The sequence below is a fragment of the Aquicoccus porphyridii genome, from assembly GCF_008369105.1.
GTDB classification, from domain to species: domain Bacteria; phylum Pseudomonadota; class Alphaproteobacteria; order Rhodobacterales; family Rhodobacteraceae; genus Aquicoccus; species Aquicoccus porphyridii.
Window position 1 is genome coordinate 345,588 of the sequence record NZ_VINQ01000002.1, and the last position, 15,970, is coordinate 361,557.

At 65.3% G+C, this 15,970-nt stretch carries 18 protein-coding genes and 1 riboswitch; of the genes, 11 read left to right on the forward strand and 7 right to left on the reverse strand.

Annotated elements, in window-relative coordinates; translation table 11 throughout:
• Window positions 1-24: 24 nt before the first annotated feature.
• Window positions 25-74: riboswitch (SAM-SAH riboswitch) on the forward strand.
• Between the two features lie 6 nt (window positions 75-80).
• Window positions 81-1,250 carry a methionine adenosyltransferase gene (gene metK / locus FLO80_RS04720; RefSeq protein ID WP_111363428.1) on the forward strand — a complete coding sequence of 390 codons (1,170 nt, stop codon included), beginning with the start codon at window positions 81-83 and terminating at the stop codon, window positions 1,248-1,250.
• A 104-nt stretch (window positions 1,251-1,354) separates the two neighbouring features.
• Window positions 1,355-1,984 carry a glutathione S-transferase family protein gene (locus FLO80_RS04725; RefSeq protein ID WP_111363426.1) on the forward strand — a complete coding sequence of 210 codons (630 nt, stop codon included), beginning with the start codon at window positions 1,355-1,357 and terminating at the stop codon, window positions 1,982-1,984.
• A gap of 158 nt (window positions 1,985-2,142) precedes the next feature.
• Here the strand turns inward: FLO80_RS04725 and FLO80_RS04730 are convergent, their stop codons facing one another.
• On the reverse strand, window positions 2,143-2,571 hold the full coding sequence (locus FLO80_RS04730; protein WP_111363424.1) for a DoxX family protein: 429 nt from the start codon (window positions 2,569-2,571) through the stop codon (window positions 2,143-2,145).
• Window positions 2,572-2,872: 301 nt separating this feature from the next.
• Between FLO80_RS04730 and trmB the strand changes: the two genes are divergently transcribed.
• On the forward strand, window positions 2,873-3,598 hold the full coding sequence (gene trmB, locus FLO80_RS04735; protein WP_188078213.1) for a tRNA (guanine(46)-N(7))-methyltransferase TrmB: 726 nt from the start codon (window positions 2,873-2,875) through the stop codon (window positions 3,596-3,598).
• Between the two features lie 36 nt (window positions 3,599-3,634).
• Here trmB and FLO80_RS04740 read toward each other — a convergent pair whose 3' ends face one another.
• Genes FLO80_RS04740 through fabA form a run of 3 tightly spaced genes read right to left on the reverse strand, consistent with a single transcriptional unit; the run spans window position 3,635 to window position 6,187 of the window.
• Window positions 3,635-4,423, reverse strand: coding sequence for an enoyl-ACP reductase FabI (locus FLO80_RS04740; protein WP_111363422.1), 789 nt, complete (start codon window positions 4,421-4,423; stop codon window positions 3,635-3,637).
• Between the two features lie 5 nt (window positions 4,424-4,428).
• The gene (gene fabB, locus FLO80_RS04745) at window positions 4,429-5,658 is read right to left on the reverse strand and encodes a beta-ketoacyl-ACP synthase I (protein WP_111363420.1); all 1,230 of its coding nucleotides are present in this window, start codon (window positions 5,656-5,658) and stop codon (window positions 4,429-4,431) included.
• Window positions 5,659-5,677: 19 nt separating this feature from the next.
• Window positions 5,678-6,187, reverse strand: coding sequence for a bifunctional 3-hydroxydecanoyl-ACP dehydratase/trans-2-decenoyl-ACP isomerase (gene fabA, locus FLO80_RS04750; RefSeq protein WP_111363418.1), 510 nt, complete (start codon window positions 6,185-6,187; stop codon window positions 5,678-5,680).
• A gap of 210 nt (window positions 6,188-6,397) precedes the next feature.
• Between fabA and irrA the strand changes: the two genes are divergently transcribed.
• Entirely contained in the window at window positions 6,398-6,823 is a 426-nt protein-coding gene (gene irrA / locus FLO80_RS04755) for an iron response transcriptional regulator IrrA (RefSeq protein WP_111363416.1), read from the forward strand.
• 65 nt (window positions 6,824-6,888) lie between these two features.
• Window positions 6,889-7,881, forward strand: a complete 993-nt coding sequence (locus FLO80_RS04760; RefSeq protein ID WP_111363414.1) for an NADPH:quinone reductase — start codon at window positions 6,889-6,891, stop codon at window positions 7,879-7,881.
• Between the two features lie 144 nt (window positions 7,882-8,025).
• On the opposite strand, the gene FLO80_RS04765 is transcribed toward FLO80_RS04760, so the two are convergent.
• Together FLO80_RS04765 and FLO80_RS04770 are read right to left on the reverse strand one after the other, a co-directional pair.
• A complete protein-coding gene (locus FLO80_RS04765) occupies window positions 8,026-8,628 on the reverse strand; it encodes a hypothetical protein (protein WP_111363412.1) in 603 nt (200 codons plus the stop codon).
• Window positions 8,629-8,686: 58 nt separating this feature from the next.
• Window positions 8,687-9,115 carry an FKBP-type peptidyl-prolyl cis-trans isomerase gene (locus FLO80_RS04770; RefSeq protein ID WP_111363410.1) on the reverse strand — a complete coding sequence of 143 codons (429 nt, stop codon included), beginning with the start codon at window positions 9,113-9,115 and terminating at the stop codon, window positions 8,687-8,689.
• A 277-nt stretch (window positions 9,116-9,392) separates the two neighbouring features.
• Here FLO80_RS04770 and FLO80_RS04775 point away from each other — a divergent pair, with 277 nt between their 5' ends.
• From FLO80_RS04775 to FLO80_RS04785, 3 genes are read left to right on the forward strand one after another with little or no spacing between them, the layout of a single operon-like run.
• Window positions 9,393-10,103 (forward strand): haloacid dehalogenase type II, encoded by a 711-nt coding sequence (locus tag FLO80_RS04775; RefSeq protein ID WP_111364045.1) that lies wholly within the window; start codon window positions 9,393-9,395, stop codon window positions 10,101-10,103.
• Complete coding sequence (locus tag FLO80_RS04780) at window positions 10,081-10,899, forward strand: alpha/beta fold hydrolase (protein ID WP_111363408.1); 819 nt, start codon at window positions 10,081-10,083, stop codon at window positions 10,897-10,899. The genes FLO80_RS04775 and FLO80_RS04780 overlap by 23 nt, the downstream gene beginning before the upstream one ends.
• Complete coding sequence (locus FLO80_RS04785) at window positions 10,881-11,870, forward strand: threonine ammonia-lyase (protein ID WP_111363406.1); 990 nt, start codon at window positions 10,881-10,883, stop codon at window positions 11,868-11,870. The genes FLO80_RS04780 and FLO80_RS04785 overlap by 19 nt, the downstream gene beginning before the upstream one ends.
• Before the next feature lie 16 nt (window positions 11,871-11,886).
• Here the strand turns inward: FLO80_RS04785 and FLO80_RS04790 are convergent, their stop codons facing one another.
• A complete protein-coding gene (locus FLO80_RS04790; protein WP_111363404.1) occupies window positions 11,887-12,852 on the reverse strand; it encodes a hypothetical protein in 966 nt (321 codons plus the stop codon).
• Window positions 12,853-13,019: 167 nt separating this feature from the next.
• Here FLO80_RS04790 and pcaD point away from each other — a divergent pair, with 167 nt between their 5' ends.
• The 3 genes from pcaD (at window position 13,020) to FLO80_RS04805 (ending at window position 15,958) form a co-directional block, all read left to right on the forward strand.
• A complete protein-coding gene (gene pcaD, locus FLO80_RS04795; protein WP_111363402.1) occupies window positions 13,020-13,814 on the forward strand; it encodes a 3-oxoadipate enol-lactonase in 795 nt (264 codons plus the stop codon).
• A gap of 96 nt (window positions 13,815-13,910) precedes the next feature.
• Window positions 13,911-14,618, forward strand: a complete 708-nt coding sequence (locus FLO80_RS04800; RefSeq protein WP_111363400.1) for an alpha/beta fold hydrolase — start codon at window positions 13,911-13,913, stop codon at window positions 14,616-14,618.
• Window positions 14,618-15,958, forward strand: coding sequence for a lyase family protein (locus FLO80_RS04805; RefSeq protein WP_111363398.1), 1,341 nt, complete (start codon window positions 14,618-14,620; stop codon window positions 15,956-15,958). Before FLO80_RS04800 ends, FLO80_RS04805 begins: the two co-directional genes overlap by 1 nt.
• Window positions 15,959-15,970 lie beyond the last annotated feature (12 nt).

The following is a 15,970-nucleotide window of genomic DNA, read 5'->3' on the forward strand; positions in this document are numbered from 1 at the left end:
AGGACCTGCTTAACCAGATACGAATTCCCGTCACAACGGCTTCCTGGCGTGGCGGACAAACAATCAATGGAGCGCTTTTCATGGCCAGGCAGAACTATGTATTTACCTCGGAATCCGTTTCCGAGGGCCACCCCGACAAGGTCTGCGACCGCATTTCCGACGCGATCCTCGATGCCTTCCTGACCGAGGAAAGCGGCGCCCGCGTCGCCTGCGAGACCTTTGCCACCTCGGGAATGGTGGTGATCGGCGGTGAGGTCGGGCTATCCGATCAGGAACGGCTCAAGAACTACATGGGCCGGATCGGTCAGATCGCGCGCGACTGCATCAAGGACATCGGCTACGAGCAGGAGAAGTTCCACTGGAACACCTGCCACGTGCTGAACTTCCTGCACGAACAATCCGCCCATATCAGCCAGGGCGTGGTCGACCGAGACGGCGCCGGCGACCAGGGCATCATGTTCGGTTACGCGGTGGATGAGACCCCCGAACTCATGCCTGCCCCGATCCAGTATTCCCACAAGATCCTGCGCCGCCTCGCCGAGGTCCGCAAATCCGGCGCCGAACCCAGCCTGCGCCCCGATGCCAAGACCCAGCTTTCGCTGCGCTACGAAGACGGCAAACCCGTCGAGGTCACACAGCTCGTGCTCTCGACCCAGCATGAAAGCGAAGACCAGACCTCCGACGACATCCGCGCCATCGTCGAGCCCTATATCCGCGAAGTGCTGCCCGCCGAATGGCTGACCGAGCGCACCGAATGGTGGGTCAACCCGACCGGCACTTTCGTGATCGGCGGCCCCGACGGGGATGCAGGGCTGACCGGGCGCAAGATCATCGTCGACACCTATGGCGGCTCGGCCCCGCATGGCGGCGGCGCGTTCTCCGGCAAGGACCCGACCAAGGTCGACCGCTCGGCCGCCTATGCCGCGCGCTATCTCGCCAAGAACATCGTCGCGGCCGGGCTCGCCTCGCGCTGCACACTGCAACTGAGCTATGCCATCGGCGTGGCCAAGCCGCTGTCGATCTATGTCGACACCCACGGCACCGGCAAGGTCGAGGAAGCCGCGATCGAAAACGCCGTGGCCAAGGCGATGGACCTCACCCCGCGCGGCATCCGCGTCCATCTGGGCCTTGACCGCGCGATTTATGAACGCACCGCCGCCTATGGCCATTTCGGACGCGAACCCGACACCGAGGGCGGCTTTAGCTGGGAAAAGACCGACTTGGCCGAGAAGATCAGCAAGGAAGTCTGACCCCACGTCAAAGCCCGACACGGCCCCGCCCCCACCGGGCGGGGCTTTTCATTGCCCCCGGCCCGGTGCAGTCTCGGTGTGACCGACCCGCGAAAGGCCATGACATGCTGTTCTACGACTGCTCCACCGCCCCCAACCCGCGCCGCGCGCGCATCTTCATCGCCGAAAAAGGGCTCACGGTCGAAACCCGCGAGATCTCGATCGCCAAGGGCGAACAGCTCTCACCCGAATTTCGCGCCATCAACCCGCGCGCCACCGTGCCGGTGCTCGTCACCGACGACGGCACCACGCTGGCCGAGAATATCGCCATCGCCACCTATCTCGAAGCCCGCTTTCCCGAACCGCCCCTGATGGGCACCACGCCCGAGGAAAAGGGCACCGTCGCGATGTGGAACGCCATCGTCGAAGGTCAGGGCGGCATGGCCGTGGCCGAAGCCTTCCGCAATGGCCACCCGGCGATGAAGGGCCGCGCCCTGCCCGGCCCGCTCGACTTGCCGCAGATCCCCGAACTGGCCGAACGCGGGCTGCGCCGCACCCATGCCTATTTCGACCTGCTCGAAACCCGGCTCCAGCAAAGCCCGTGGCTCGCCGGCGACAGCTTCACCCTCGCCGACATCAGCGCCTTCGTGTTCACCGATTTCGCCCGCGTGGTGAAACTGCGCCCGCCGGAAACCAACGCCGCCACGCAGGACTGGCTCACCCGGATGCGCGCCCGCCCCTCGTCCAGCCTCTGACAGAGCCCCTGATACCGGGGCCAGCGTCGCGCCACCCGAGACGTCGCGCAATCGAGTATTTATGACCAAGAAAGAGACAAGGGTTCCGTGCGTTCAAACGCACCCCCTTGCTCTTTCTTGGTCCAAATACTCATCGCCGCCCGAGGGCGGCAATCCGGTTACGCGGCGGCCCCGCTGCGGACCCGGTCGAGCGAGAACGCGCCCGCGCCAAAGCTCACCACCATCAGCATCCCGCCGGCGATGCTCACGTTTTTCCAAAAGCTGATCATCTGCGTCTGCGCTTCCATCCCTTCCATGCCAAGGCCCGGCAGGAAGTGGAACAGCAGGCCCGACAGAAGCGTGAACCCGGCAAGCAAGAAGGCCACGATCCGCGCCTGCCAGCCCAGCAAGAGCGCAAGCCCCCCACCAAGCTCGGTCAGGATGACCAGCGGCAAAAGGCTGCCCGGCACGCCCATCATTTCCATGTAGCCCTGCGTGCCTTCGTAGCCGGTGATTTTCTGCGCGCCCGCGCTGATGAATATGAGAGACAAGAGCGCGCGCCCCAGCGGCGCGGCAAGGGTCTGTGCTGTCGTGAGTGCGTTGGTCATGTCATTTATCCTCTTCCATATGTTCAGGCCCCGGTCATCCGGGGGATGCGCGGGATATGGGGCAAATCGCCGCTCTGCACCATTACCTAATTCTCCCTACTCGATGTGCACAGGCGCACCAAACGCCCGATCAGCGCGCGCCGCGTTAACCGAAATTCCCGCCGTTTTCGCTGCAACGCGGCGGTGTACGCATAACAGCCGGGCCGCAGCCGGAAATCACCCCCCGATTTTTCGCCGAAAATCCCTTGTTAACCCCACCGCGCGCTTGCGCCGCGCCGCGCTCATGGCTACGAGGCAGCGCATGACCACGTCGAACCATCATTCCGGCGCACCATGGCGCAATTTCTATGGCCGGATCAAGGGCAAGGCCCTGCGCCCGTCGCAGCAGGTCTACCTTGATGAAGATCTTGGAAAACTCTCGCCCGGCGCGGTCGGATGGGACCTGAACCCCGACCGTGAACCCCTTGATCTCGATACGCTTTTCGGGGGTCGCGAGGTCTGGCTCGAAATCGGGTTCGGCGGTGGCGAACACATGGTTCACCAAGCCGCGCAGAACCCCGGTGTCGGCTTCATCGGCGCCGAACCCTATATCAACGGCGTCGCCATGCTTCTGGGCAAGATCCGCGACGCGGGCTGCGACAACATCCGCATTCACCCCGGCGACGCGCGCGATCTGTTCGACGTGTTGCCCGCCGGTTCGATCTCCCGCGCCTTCCTGCTCTACCCCGACCCATGGCCCAAGAAAAGGCACCACCGCCGCCGCTTCGTCACCCCGGAACACCTTGAACCACTTGCGAAAATTCTCAAGCCCGGTGCGATCTTCCGGGTCGCGACCGACATCCCCGATTACGTCCGCCAGACCCTCGAAGAGGTGCCGCGCTTTGGCTTCGACTGGCTGGCCGAGCGCCCCGCCGACTGGCGCGACCCATGGGATGACTGGATGTCCACCCGTTACGAGCAAAAGGCCCTGCGCGAGGGCCGCGTGCCGCATTATCTCACCTTCCGCAGGCGCGGCGCGGCGGATTAACCGATCCTTCGCAAATCGGCGCTACACTGGCGATGATCAGATGTTTTCGCCCTGCGGCATGCCAAGCACGTGATACCCGCCATCGACCCGCACGATTTCACCGGTGGTAAAGGCGCCCGCGTCCGAGGCAAGGTAAACCGCCGTGCCGCCCACTGCCTCAAGCGTCGCGTTCGAGCGTAACGGCGCGTTTTCCTCGGTATGGCGAAAGGTCTTGCGCGCGCCGCCAATCGCCGCCCCGGCCAGCGTCTTCATCGGGCCCGGGCTGATCGCGTTGACGCGGATGCCTTGCGGGCCCAGATCATTGGCCAGGTAACGCACGGTCGCCTCCAGCGCCGCCTTGGCCACACCCATCACGTTATAATTCGGCAAAACCCGGTTCGACCCCTGGTAGGTCAGCGTTAGAACCGTGCCGCCATCACGCATCATCGGCTCCGCCCGGCGCGTCACCTCGATCAGCGAATAACATGAAATATCCATTGAATTCAGGAAATTGGCCCGACTTGTATTGAGAAACCGCCCGTTCAACTCGGACTTGTCGGAATAGGCAATCGCATGGACGAGGAAATCCAGCCGGTCCCAGCGTTCGCCAAGCGCCGCAAATGCCGCATCGAGCGAGGCATCGTCGGTCACGTCCACATCGACCATGACATCCGACCCAAGCGACCGGGCCAGCGGCTCCACCCGCTTGCCAAAGGCGTCGCCCTGGTAGGTAAAGGCCAGCTCCGCCCCCGCCTCGGCCATCGCCTTGGCAATGCCCCACGCGATCGAGCGATCATTGGCGACCCCCATGATCAAGCCGCGTTTCCCGTCCATCCGCCCATCCATGCCTGTCATTCCCTGAATTTCGAAAGGATCATCGACCCGTTGGTTCCGCCGAACCCGAAAGAGTTGGTCATCACCGAATCAAGCCCCGCGTTTTCAATGGTTTGCGTGGCGATCTCGCCCGCGTTGATCGCCGGGTCAAGCGTTTCGACATTGATCGAGGGGGCAATGAAATCATGCTCCAGCATCAGCAGGCAGTAAATTGCCTCCTGCGCGCCGGTCGCCCCCTGGCTATGGCCGGTCATCGACTTCGTAGAACTGATCGGCGGCGTTGTCCCTTCGCCAAAGACCCGCCGCACCGCTTCCACCTCACCCACGTCACCCACCGGGGTCGAGGTGCCGTGCGCATTGATATAGCTCACTTTTCTGCCCTCCGGCAGGGTCTCAAGCGCCAATCGCATGGCCCGCTCGCCACCTTCGCCGCTGGGCGCGACCATGTCGTGCCCGTCGCTCGTCGCGGCATAGCCGGTAACCTCGGCATAGATCTTCGCGCCCCGCGCCCGGGCATGTTCCAGATCCTCCAGAACCAGGATGCCGCCGCCGCCGCCGATCACGAACCCGTCGCGTTCGGCGTCAAAGGCCCGGCTCGCCCGTTCGGGGGTGTCGTTGTATTTCGACGACATCGCCCCCATCGCATCAAACAGGCACGACAATGTCCAGTCCAGCTCCTCACCCCCGCCGGCGAACATAACGTCCTGTTTTCCAAGCATGATCTGTTCGGCCGCGTTGCCGATGCAATGCAGCGACGTGGAACAGGCCGAGGTGATCGAATAGTTGGTTCCCTTGATCTGGTAGGCGGTCGAGAGGTTCGCCGAGATCGTGGACGACATGCATTTGGGCACCGCGAAAGGCCCGATCCGCTTGGGGCTGCCCTTTTCGAGCACCGTCTGATGCGCCGCCAGCATGGCGCTGGTCGACGGCCCGCCCGACCCGGCCACAAGCCCGGTGCGCGGGTTGACGATATCGCTTTCCTCAAGCCCCGCATCGGCAATCGCCTGTCCCATCGCGATATGGGCATAGGCCGCCCCCGGCCCCATGAAGCGCAGCGTGCGCTTGTCGACATGGTCGGCCACGTCGAGCTTCACATTCCCCGCGATCTGGCTGCGAAACCCGTGCTCCTTCATCGCTTCGTTGGCGGTGATGCCGGATTTTCCCGATTTCAGGCTGGCCAGAACCTCTTCTGCAGTGTTTCCGATGCTCGAAACCACTCCGAGCCCGGTGACGACAACGCGGCGCATTATGGCACCCTCCTCTGGTTCAGCTCTCCGAAAGAGCGACCTTCATATCCTTGACCTGGTAAATGATGTCGCCATCCGCTTCCACCCAGCCATCCGCCACACCCATGGTCAGGCGGCGAGTCTGCACCGCCTTGGTGAAATCGACGTGATAGGTCAACATCTTGCGGTCCGGCCGTACCATCCCGGTAAGCTTGACCTCGCCCACGCCCAGCGCATAACCCCGCCCCTGCCAGCCGCGCCAGCCAAGGTTGAACCCGGTCAATTGCCAAAGCCCGTCAAGGCCAAGACACCCCGGCATGATCGGGTTGCCCGGGAAATGGCACTCAAAGAACCAAAGGTCGGGCGTGATGTCGAATTCCGCCACCACATGGCCCTTGCCATGCGCGCCCCGGTCCTCGGAAATATCCGTGATCCGGTCCATCATGAGCATCGGCGGCTCGGGCAGTTGCGCGTTCCCGGGCCCGAAAAGCTCGCCTCGGGCGCATTTCAACAGGTCGTCGCGGGAAAAACTGCTTTTGTTTGGGGCCATCCGGGCGGGGTCCTTTTTTCGTGCTTCATGGTGCGCGCACGCACCATGACTGATCCGGATATCCTCTATCACCCGGACCCGCCGTCCCGCAAGGCCGTGCTGGTTTGCGACCCGCCGGAAAAATCAACGCTTTCCGTTTGAAAAAAGTGACATAATACCTTTATACTTGGGGCACCTCGAAAAACGCGACGGTGAGAAAACGGTGAGAAGATGAAACAGATCACGACCCATGCCGAAAAACGCGGCAGCGCATGGCTCGCCGGGGGCGGGGTGCGTCCCACGCGTCAACGGGTTGCCCTCGCCTCGCTGCTGATCGGCGATGGCAAAGATCGGCATGTCACGGCCGAAAGTCTGTTTGACGCGGTGCGCCACTCTGGCGAAAAGGTCTCGCTGGCCACGGTCTATAACACCCTGCGCACCTTCTGCGATGCCGGGCTGATGAGCGAGATCACGGTCGACGGCACCAAGAGCTATTTCGACACCAACACCACGGAACACCCGCATTTCTTCTGGGAGGATACGGGCGAATTGACCGATGCCGCGCGTGAACGGATGCAGATCACCAATCTGCCATCCGCCCCGGAAGGCGCCGAAATCGCCAGCGTCGACGTGGTGATCCGCCTGCGCCGCACCTGAACCGGCTTGCAAATCGGGTGAATTGACGATCTCTTGCCGCGCAACACGGCAAGGAGAAAAGACAAATGCGCGCCATCACCTACACCGCGTTCGGCCCCGCTGACACCGTCCTCGCCCTGTGCGACATACCCACGCCCGATCCCGCTGCGGGCGAAGTCCTGGTGCGGCTCCACCGTTCGGGCGTCAACCCTTCGGATGTGAAGTCGCGCGCAGGCTCCCGGCCCGGTGTCACCAAACCGCCCTTTCCCCTCGTCATCCCCCATTCCGACGGCGCCGGCGTGATCGAAGCCACCGGCCCGGGTGTCGATCCCGCCCGCAAGGGAGAGCGGGTCTGGATCTGGAACGGTCAATGGCAGCGCCCGCATGGCACCGCCGCCACCCACATCGCGATCCCCGCAGCACAGGCCGTGCCCCTGCCCGACGGCATCGGGTTCGACACGGGTGCGACACTGGGCATCCCGGGCCTCACCGCTGCACAGACCGTGCTCGGCGGTGGCGATATCGCGGGGAAAACACTGCTCGTCTCGGGCGGCGCCGGATCGGTGGGCCACCTCGCGATCCAACTGGCCCGCTGGGCCGGGGCGCGGGTCATCGCCACCGCCTCGCCCGGCACCTCGTCCGATCATGCGCAGGAGGCGGGCGCCGATACGGTGCTTGACTATCGCGCACCGGACCTGGGCGAACAGATCCTCGCCGCGAATGACGGCCATCCCGTCGACCGCGCCATCGAATGCGAATTCGGCCCCAATATCGACACGCTGGCACAGGTCATGGCACCGCTCTCGACCATCGCCGCCTATGGCTCTGCGGCCGACATGACCCCGCAACTGCCGTTCGGGCCGCTGCTGTTCAAGGCGATCAAGATCGACATCACCCTCGTCTACATCCTGCCCGACGCCGAGCGTGCCCAACGTATCAAACAACTTCACGACGCATTGACCGGGGGCGCACTCCTCTCGCGCATCCACACCACCTATCCGCTGGATCAGGCCGCATCGGCCCATATCGCTGTCGAACAGGCGGGGCGACACGGCGCGATCCTGCTCGATTGCACCTGACTGCCCTCTTTCTTGGGAAAAATACTCACCGGCCCGCACTCGACATCCGCGCCGCCGTGACCGAAAGGCACCCGCCGTCCAAACGGACCAACCGCCCGGACCTGCCGCAGGCGGGGCCGGGCTTATCCGGCGACGCCGCAGGCGTCACCGTTTCTCATCGCCCTCGTCGACCCCTTGCACCGCCTTGCGGGATCGCGCCAGCCCGGTCTCGAAATTCTCCGCATCGCCGTAATCCAGGAACCCGACATAATGCGGATGCGCCCCGCCAACCCGCGCGGCATGCTTGATCGGGCACCAATAGGCCTCGGTCCGCCCGGCAATCTCGCGCACCCACGCGATCACCCCGTTGCAATAGCCGCAATAGACGCAGTTGAGCTTTTGCAGCCAGTTGAGATAGGCCAGATGGTGCCGGTCGATGCGGATATGGTCGCGCCGTGGCACCTTGGGAATCCCGTAAACCGGGAAACACACCGCCTGGTAGATCGTCACGAACAGATCCAGCAGCACGAAAGGTATGATCAGGGAGTAGATCACCGGCGCGGTGAGCACCACCATCGGCCGGGTGTTGCGCAGAAAGGTCAGCCACCGCACCCGCAGCGCCCGGTGCCGCCGCTTGGCCCCGGCCTCGAATTCGACCCGACCGTTTTCGAGCCGATAGCGGAACGCCTCGCCGCGCCGCGAAATCTCGTCTTCAAGTTCGTCCTGAAGCGCACGGATGCGCTTCAGGATATCTTCCATGGCCGACATCGGGTGCCCCTCTCACGGTTTCACCCGTCAGCCTAGCACAGAGCGCCTTGAACCGGAATCACCCGATCGAGACAAGCTCCACGTCAAAGATCAGGTCCTTGCCCGCCAACGGATGGTTCGCGTCGAGAACCACCTGCTCGTCGGTGATCTCGTGAATGGTCAGGGTCATGACCTGCCCCTCCTGGTTCTGGGCATTGACCTGCGTGCCCACCTCCATCGGGATCTCCTCGGGAATGTCGGCCCGCGGCACCGCCTGCCTGGCTTCCTCCTGGACCGGGCCATAGGCCTGGTCGCTGGGCACTTCGACCCGGCGCGTGTCGCCCACGCTCATGCCTTCCATGGCCGCGTCGAGTCCGGGGATGATCTGGCCCGATCCCACGGTGAATGACAGCGGGTCGCGCCCTTCGCTCGAATCAAAAACGCTGCCATCCTGCAGCGTGCCGGTGTAGTGTATATGGACGGTATCGCCCTTCTTGACCTGGCTCATTTTGGCTCCTTTCCGTCCGTTGCGAACAGTTCTCATAGGTAATGAACCCTCGACCCTAACGGTCGTGCCAAGTGATTGCAAACAGCCCGATGCGCGATATTCCGGTGGTTCGGGGACTGCCTGAACCCGGTCTGCATCGCCAATGTCACGAGCACGCGAAGCGCGGCCATGGCATCGACGATTCACGCATTTGCAGAAACGCTTTCGCGCACGTTTTCGCTTCACCCGCGCGCGCGTCCGTGCCACCTTGGCCGCGCCGGTCGGCGAGGAGGGGACCATGACCATCACCACAGCCGTGTTCGACGCCTATGGCACACTTTTCGACGTCGCCGCCGCCGCGCGCGAAGCCGCGGCCGAACCCGGGCGCGCGGCATTGGCCGACAACTGGCCCGCACTGGCCGCGCATTGGCGCAGCAAGCAGCTTCAGTATACCTGGCTGCGCGCGGTCACCGGCGATCATACCGATTTCTGGACCGTCACCTGCGACGGGCTCGACTGGGCGCTCGAAGCCACCGGGCTGGCCGGTGACGCCGACCTGCGCGACCGCCTGCTCCAGCTTTACCGCGAGTTGACCGCCTATCCCGAAGTGCCCGACATGCTGACGCGGCTCAAAACGATGGGGCTTTCCACCGCGATCCTGTCCAACGGCTCTGCCGACATGCTCGATGCGGCCGTGCGGTCGGCCGGCATCGGCGACCGGCTCGACGATGTGCTTTCGGTCGATTCCGTCGGCATCTTCAAACCCGCCGCCGCGGTTTACGATCTCGTCTGCGCGCGCTTTGGTTGCGACCGGCACGAGGTGCTCTTCGTGTCGTCGAACGGCTGGGATGCCTGCTGCGCCGCCGCCTATGGCTTCACCACCGCATGGGTCAATCGCGCGGGCGACCCGGTGGACCGCCTGCCGGGCCGGCCCATGCACGAACTGCCCGACCTGACCCGCATCCCTCAACTGGCAGAGCCCGAATATGGCAAGTTTCACAACCTCTGACGGCCTCGCGCTGCACTTCACCGACGAAGGCCAGGGCCTGCCCGTCCTCTGCCTCGCCGGGCTCACCCGCGACGGGCGGGATTTCGATTTCGTCGCGCCCCATCTCAGCGATATCCGCCTGATCCGGCTCGACGCGCGCGGGCGCGGACGGTCTGCCCGCGCCGATCCCTCGACCTACACGCCCGCGATCGAGGCGCGCGACGCCCTCGAACTCATCGACCATCTCGGGCTCGATCGCGTGGCACTCCTCGGCACCTCGCGCGGCGGGATCGTTGCCATGGTGCTGGCGGCGACGGCGCATGACCGGCTGCTTGGCGTCGCGCTCAACGATGTCGGCCCCGAGGTCGACCCGCGCGGCCTCGACGCGATCCTCACCTATATCGGCCGCAATCCGGCCCACAAGACCCATAGCGACCTGCTCATGGTCTGGCCCGACATCATCCGCGGCTTTGCCAATGTGCCCGAATCGCGCTTCCGCGCCGAGATCGCCCGGCTTTTCGACGAGGCTCCCGAGGGTCTGCGCATCACCTATGATCCAAGGCTGCGCGACGCCGTTCTCTCTGCCGCCGCGCAGCCCTCCCCCGACCTCTGGCCGCTCTTTGATGCGCTGGCCGGACTGCCGCTCGCGGTGATCCGCGGGGCCAATTCCGACATCCTCGCCCCGCAAACGCTTGCCGAAATGCGCCGCCGCCGCCCGGACATGATCGTCGCCGAAGTGCCCGATCGCGGGCATATCCCCTATCTTGACGAGGCCGAAAGCCTCGCCGCCCTTCGCCAATGGATGAAACGCCTGTGAATATCGAAATGATCCGCGCCGCTGCCACCCGGCTTTCCGGCCATGCGCGCCGCACACCCCTGCTCTCCTCGCCCTTTCTCGATCAAATCGCGGGGCGTCGGCTGTTCATCAAACCCGAATGCCTCCAACATACCGGCAGTTTCAAGTTTCGCGGCGGCTGGTCGGCGGTGTCCGCGCTCGACCCCGAGATCCGGGCGCGCGGCGTGATCGCCTTTTCCAGCGGAAATCATGCACAGGGCGTGGCCCATGCCGCCACCCTCCATGGCGTGCCCTCGGTCATCATCATGCCCGCCGACGCGCCACGGCTCAAGATCGACAACACCCGCGCACTCGGTGCCGAGGTGGTGCTTTATGACCGCGCAGGCGAGGATCGCGACGCACTCGGCGCGCGGCTTGCGCAAGAACGCGGGCTGACCCTGATCAAACCCTTCGACGAACCTCAGGTGATCGCCGGTCAGGGCACATGCGGGCTCGAGATCGCCGCACAGGCCGCCGAGGCGGACGTCGAGCGCGCCGATGTGCTGGTCTGTTGCGGTGGCGGCGGGCTCACCTCCGGCATCGCCCTCGCCCTTGAGGCCGAGGCACCGGGCCTGCGCGCCCGCCCCTGCGAGCCACAGGGCTTCGACGACGCCGCCCGCTCGCTCGTCAGCGGCCAACGCGAAACCAACGCCACCATGGCCGGCTCGATCTGCGACGCCATTCTCACCCCCAGCCCGGGCGAGTTGACCTTCCCGATCATGCATCGCCTCTGTGGCCCCGGCCTCGCGGTCAGCGAAGACGAGGTTCTGCACGCCATGGCGCTGGCCTTTCTGCGGCTCAAGATCGTGGTCGAACCCGGCGGCGCGGTAGCGCTGGCCGCCGCGCTGTTTCACCCCGACGAGATCGAAGGCGACGACGTCATCGCCGTGGCCACCGGCGGCAACGTCGATCCCGAGGTCTTCGCCCGCGCGCTGGCACAGTTCGACGCCTGAAGGCTCCGGGGGAGGCTCAGCTTTCCACCCCCTTGCCACCCCCGGCCCAGTTGGCGGCCCGCGTGCCCAGCTCCTTGAACTTGTTCGAGGCCCCCTCCAACCGCGCGGTCCATTCGGGATCGGGGGTCTGCCCGTCCGTCACCTTGAAGAACGCCTGCAACAGGCAGGCCAGCGCAAAGGGCTCGATCAACGCCGCCTTGACCGCCCAGGCGAACAGGATGGCAAAGACGAACCCGCCCGCCGACCATCCGCCGGGGATGAGATAGACAACGGCCGCCGCCGGGGCCAGCATGACGAGGAACACCACGAAAGCCAGCGCATAGCTCACCAGCGTGATCCACGCCGCATTGGCCAGCATCGGGCGCGCATTCTGCCCGTAAAGTACCAGCGCATCGCGCGCGCCTGACCACGGGTTATCCGGGTTCTGGCGGATGAGATGGGCCAGGATCACCTCGTCGATCAACCCCACGGCCACCCGCAGGAAGGCCCGCACCACCCTCATCAACCCGTCAACGCCCGGGATCGGCAGGATCGAGGCCAGCCCCCGCACAAGTCCGGTAATCGCGCCGATCACACCCTTGATGATCTGATCGAGCGCGAACAAGATGTTGGCCTGCGCAAAGCGGTCCTTCACGATGTCCTGCGCATGGGCGATCTGGCCCTTGCCCTCGGGCAGGGGGCGCCCGTCGATCATCTCGACCATCACCGCGATATGCCCGGCCTTGACCATGTAAAGAATGTATTCGCGCAGGAAATACAGCACCGCCGCCGTCGCGCCGAACCCGATGGCCCCACCCCAGAAGGTGCTCGTGGCGCGAAAATCCACGTCGCCAAAGGCCCCCACGCCCCAGCCGATCCCGGCCCCGGTGCCGGTGGCCAGAACATAGGCCACCGCGATCCCGAAATAGACCAGGATGCGCAAGATGATGAAAGGGGCTGTCCGCCGCATGATCTCGAACGATCTGGCAAAGGAAAATTCCATTTCGGGTCTCCAAATAAATTACAATTCCAACAGGCCGGAACCTGACCGCTCGAAAGCCCGAGTTCAAGCCCGAAGGCCCCGCGCACCAGATCGGGCACGCACGCAATTTGACAAACCGCACCGCAAACGCCATTCCTCGCCCGAAACAGCCCGAGGGACGGCACCCCATGCAGATGGTCGAATTCGAAGACGTCGCGCTCCACTACCGCATTGACGGCGACCCCGACGGCGCGCCGGTGGTCTTTGCCAATTCGCTGGGTACCGATCTGCGGCTCTGGGACAAGGTCGTGCCGCTCCTGCCCGCCGGGCTGAAACTCATTCGCTATGACAAGCGCGGCCATGGGCTGTCCTCTGCCCCGCCCGCACCCTATGCGATGGGGGCGCTGGTGCGCGACGCCGAACGGCTGCTCGACCATCTCGACATCCGCGATTGCGTCTTTGTCGGGCTTTCGATCGGCGGCATGATCGCGCAAGGACTTGCCGTCAAGCGGCTCGATCTCGTCCGCGCCGTGGTGTTGTCGAACACCGCCGCGAAAATCGGCCAGCCCGCAATGTGGGAGGACCGCATCGCCGCCGTGCGCGCGGGCGGCATCGAAGCCCTCGCCGATGGCATTCTCGAACGCTGGTTCTCGCGCCCGTTCCGCGATACGCCCGAATTCACGGGCTGGCGCCACATGCTCACCCGCCAGCCGCTCGAGGGGTATACCGGCTGCTGCGCCGCCATCGCGGGCACCGATTTCTACACCCCCACCTCCGGGCTGCGCCTGCCCTGCCTCGGCATCGCCGGGAGCGAAGATGGCTCCACGCCGCCCGACCTGGTCCGCGAGACCGTGAACCTTATCCCCGGATCGCGCTTCGAGTTGATCCGCCGCGCAGGTCACTTGCCCTGTGTCGAGCAGCCCGCAGACTATGCCCGCATCCTCTCGGATTTCCTGCACGAGATCGGCCATCCAGCGCGCTGAGATTCGCACCCCCGGCATTGCGTTTTGCATGACCCCACGTCATATATCGCCGCGACGCGCGCATTCCGAACCGGACCAAGACAGCGGAGACCAGACATGGCCAATTTCCTGCTCATTCACGGGTCTTGCCACGGGGCGTGGTGCTGGCGCGACCTGATCCCGGAACTGACCGCGCTTGGCCACCGCGCACGGGCCATCGACCTGCCGGGCCATGGCAGCGATCTCACATCCATTGCCGACATCACCCTGCAATCCTATGCCGACGCGATCCTGTCGGCCATCGACACCCCGGTCACCCTTGTCGGGCATTCGATGGGCGGCTACCCGGTCTCGCGCGCCGCCGAGCAGGCCCCCGAGAAGATCGACCGCCTGATCTATCTCTGCGCCTATGTGCCGAAGGGCGACATGACACTGGCCGAGATGCGCCGCGAAGCCCCCTACCAGCCGCTCATGCCCGCCGTGATCCGTGCCGAGGATGGCAAGAGCTTCCGCATCGACCCGTCCATGACCCGCGACGTGTTCTATCACGACTGCCCCGAAGGCACCGAATGCTATGCCAATACCCGCCTCTGCGCCCAGGCCGTCGCGCCACAGGAAACCCCCTGCCCCTTGGGCGCGAATTACGCCTCGGTGCCGCGCAGCTATATCCGTTGCATGGATGACCGCACCATCCCGCCCGAATACCAGGTCACAATGACCGAGGACTGGCCCGCTGCGGATGTCCACGAGATGCCCACCGGTCATTCCCCCTTCTTCGCCGATCCGGGCGGCCTTGCCACCCTTCTGTCGCAGATCGCGCGCTGATGGCCGGTTCCGTTTTCGACAGCCCGCTCTACGCGCGCCTCTTTCCCACCGGCGAGGTCGGCCGCCTCTTCACCGACAGCGCCGACATACGCGCCATGCTGATTGTCGAGGGTACATTGGCCAAGGTGCAGGGCGCGCTGGGCGTGATCCCCGAGACCTCGGGGGCCTTTCTCCACCGCGCCGCGATGGAGGTGCAGGTCGATCCGGCCGGGCTGGCCGATGCCACCGGGCAGAACGGGGTCAGCGTGCCGGGCCTCGTCGCCGCCTTTCGCAAGGCGCTCGAGGCGCCGGAGCATGCCCAGTTCGTCCATTGGGGCGCCACCAGCCAGGACGTCATCGACACCGCGCTGATGCTGCGCCTGAAACAGGTGCTGTCGCATTACGAAACCGCCCTGCGCCGGGTGCTCCTTGCGCTGGCCACGCTGGCCGAGGCGCATGCCGAGTTCCCGATGCCCGCCCGCACATGGGGCCAGCACGCCACCCCGACAAGCTTTGGCGCAGTCGCCGCCGCGTGGGGCACGCCGCTCCTGGGGCTGCTGCATGAACTCGAAACCCTGCGCGCCCATCTCTGGGTCTCGCTCTCGGGGGCGGCTGGCACCGGCGCGGCGCTGGGCGACACGGCGGGCGAAACCCGCGCCGCACTGGCCCGGGCGCTGGGCCTCACCGATCCGGGCCGCTCGTGGCACAGCGACCGCACGCCGATCACGCTGATCGCAGGCTGGATCACGCGGCTCAACGCGGCGCTGGGCAAGATGGGCGAAGACCTCGGCACGCTTTCCATGACAGGCATCGGCGAGGTTCGCCTCGGCACCTCGGGTGGTTCCTCCACGATGCCGCAGAAACAGAACCCGGTCGGCCCCGGCGCGCTCTCGGCGCTGGCCATCCAGGCTACCGCCCTCAACGCCACGCTTCAGGGGGCGGGCCTGCACCGGCTCGACCGCGACGGCCCGGCATGGTTCGCCGAATGGCTGGCCCTGCCCCAGCTTTGTCTCGGCGCGGCGGCGGCCCTCGAACAGGCGGGAACGCTGGCCGAAACCCTCGCCCCGAACCCCGGCGCCATGACGGCAAACCTCGCCGCCGATCAGGGCCTCATCCATGCCGAAGCGCTTAGTTTCGCACTCACCGCGAAACTGCCCCGACCCGAGGCCCAGGCCGAGGTCAAGGCGCTCTGCCGCAAGGTCGCCGAAACCGGCCAGCCCCTGCCCGCTCTCGCGGCCCTTGCACATCCCGACCTCGACCTGTCGGCCGTCTTCGATCCGGCACGCCAACTGGGCGACGCCCCCGCCACGGCGCGTCGCTTTGCCGAAACGGTCCGCGCCCTGCCCGCGCCGCAAGGGTAGGGAAAACCCGAC

Excerpts from the sequence above, each read along its gene's own strand:
- fabB (WP_111363420.1), bottom strand. The coding sequence starts at position 5,658 with ATGCGCCGCGTTGTCGTCACCGGGCTCGGAGTGGTTTCGAGCATCGGA.
- FLO80_RS04730 (WP_111363424.1), bottom strand. The coding sequence starts at position 2,571 with ATGACCAACGCACTCACGACAGCACAGACCCTTGCCGCGCCGCTGGGG.
- FLO80_RS04805 (WP_111363398.1), top strand. The coding sequence starts at position 14,618 with ATGGCCGGTTCCGTTTTCGACAGCCCGCTCTACGCGCGCCTCTTTCCC.
- pcaD (WP_111363402.1), top strand. The coding sequence starts at position 13,020 with ATGCAGATGGTCGAATTCGAAGACGTCGCGCTCCACTACCGCATTGAC.
- metK (WP_111363428.1), top strand. The coding sequence starts at position 81 with ATGGCCAGGCAGAACTATGTATTTACCTCGGAATCCGTTTCCGAGGGC.
- irrA (WP_111363416.1), top strand. The coding sequence starts at position 6,398 with ATGAAACAGATCACGACCCATGCCGAAAAACGCGGCAGCGCATGGCTC.
- FLO80_RS04775 (WP_111364045.1), top strand. The coding sequence starts at position 9,393 with ATGACCATCACCACAGCCGTGTTCGACGCCTATGGCACACTTTTCGAC.
- FLO80_RS04780 (WP_111363408.1), top strand. The coding sequence starts at position 10,081 with ATGGCAAGTTTCACAACCTCTGACGGCCTCGCGCTGCACTTCACCGAC.
- FLO80_RS04800 (WP_111363400.1), top strand. The coding sequence starts at position 13,911 with ATGGCCAATTTCCTGCTCATTCACGGGTCTTGCCACGGGGCGTGGTGC.
- FLO80_RS04725 (WP_111363426.1), top strand. The coding sequence starts at position 1,355 with ATGCTGTTCTACGACTGCTCCACCGCCCCCAACCCGCGCCGCGCGCGC.
- FLO80_RS04740 (WP_111363422.1), bottom strand. The coding sequence starts at position 4,423 with ATGGATGGGCGGATGGACGGGAAACGCGGCTTGATCATGGGGGTCGCC.
- FLO80_RS04770 (WP_111363410.1), bottom strand. The coding sequence starts at position 9,115 with ATGAGCCAGGTCAAGAAGGGCGATACCGTCCATATACACTACACCGGC.
- trmB (WP_188078213.1), top strand. The coding sequence starts at position 2,873 with ATGACCACGTCGAACCATCATTCCGGCGCACCATGGCGCAATTTCTAT.
- fabA (WP_111363418.1), bottom strand. The coding sequence starts at position 6,187 with ATGGCCCCAAACAAAAGCAGTTTTTCCCGCGACGACCTGTTGAAATGC.
- FLO80_RS04785 (WP_111363406.1), top strand. The coding sequence starts at position 10,881 with ATGGATGAAACGCCTGTGAATATCGAAATGATCCGCGCCGCTGCCACC.
- FLO80_RS04765 (WP_111363412.1), bottom strand. The coding sequence starts at position 8,628 with ATGTCGGCCATGGAAGATATCCTGAAGCGCATCCGTGCGCTTCAGGAC.
- FLO80_RS04790 (WP_111363404.1), bottom strand. The coding sequence starts at position 12,852 with ATGGAATTTTCCTTTGCCAGATCGTTCGAGATCATGCGGCGGACAGCC.
- FLO80_RS04760 (WP_111363414.1), top strand. The coding sequence starts at position 6,889 with ATGCGCGCCATCACCTACACCGCGTTCGGCCCCGCTGACACCGTCCTC.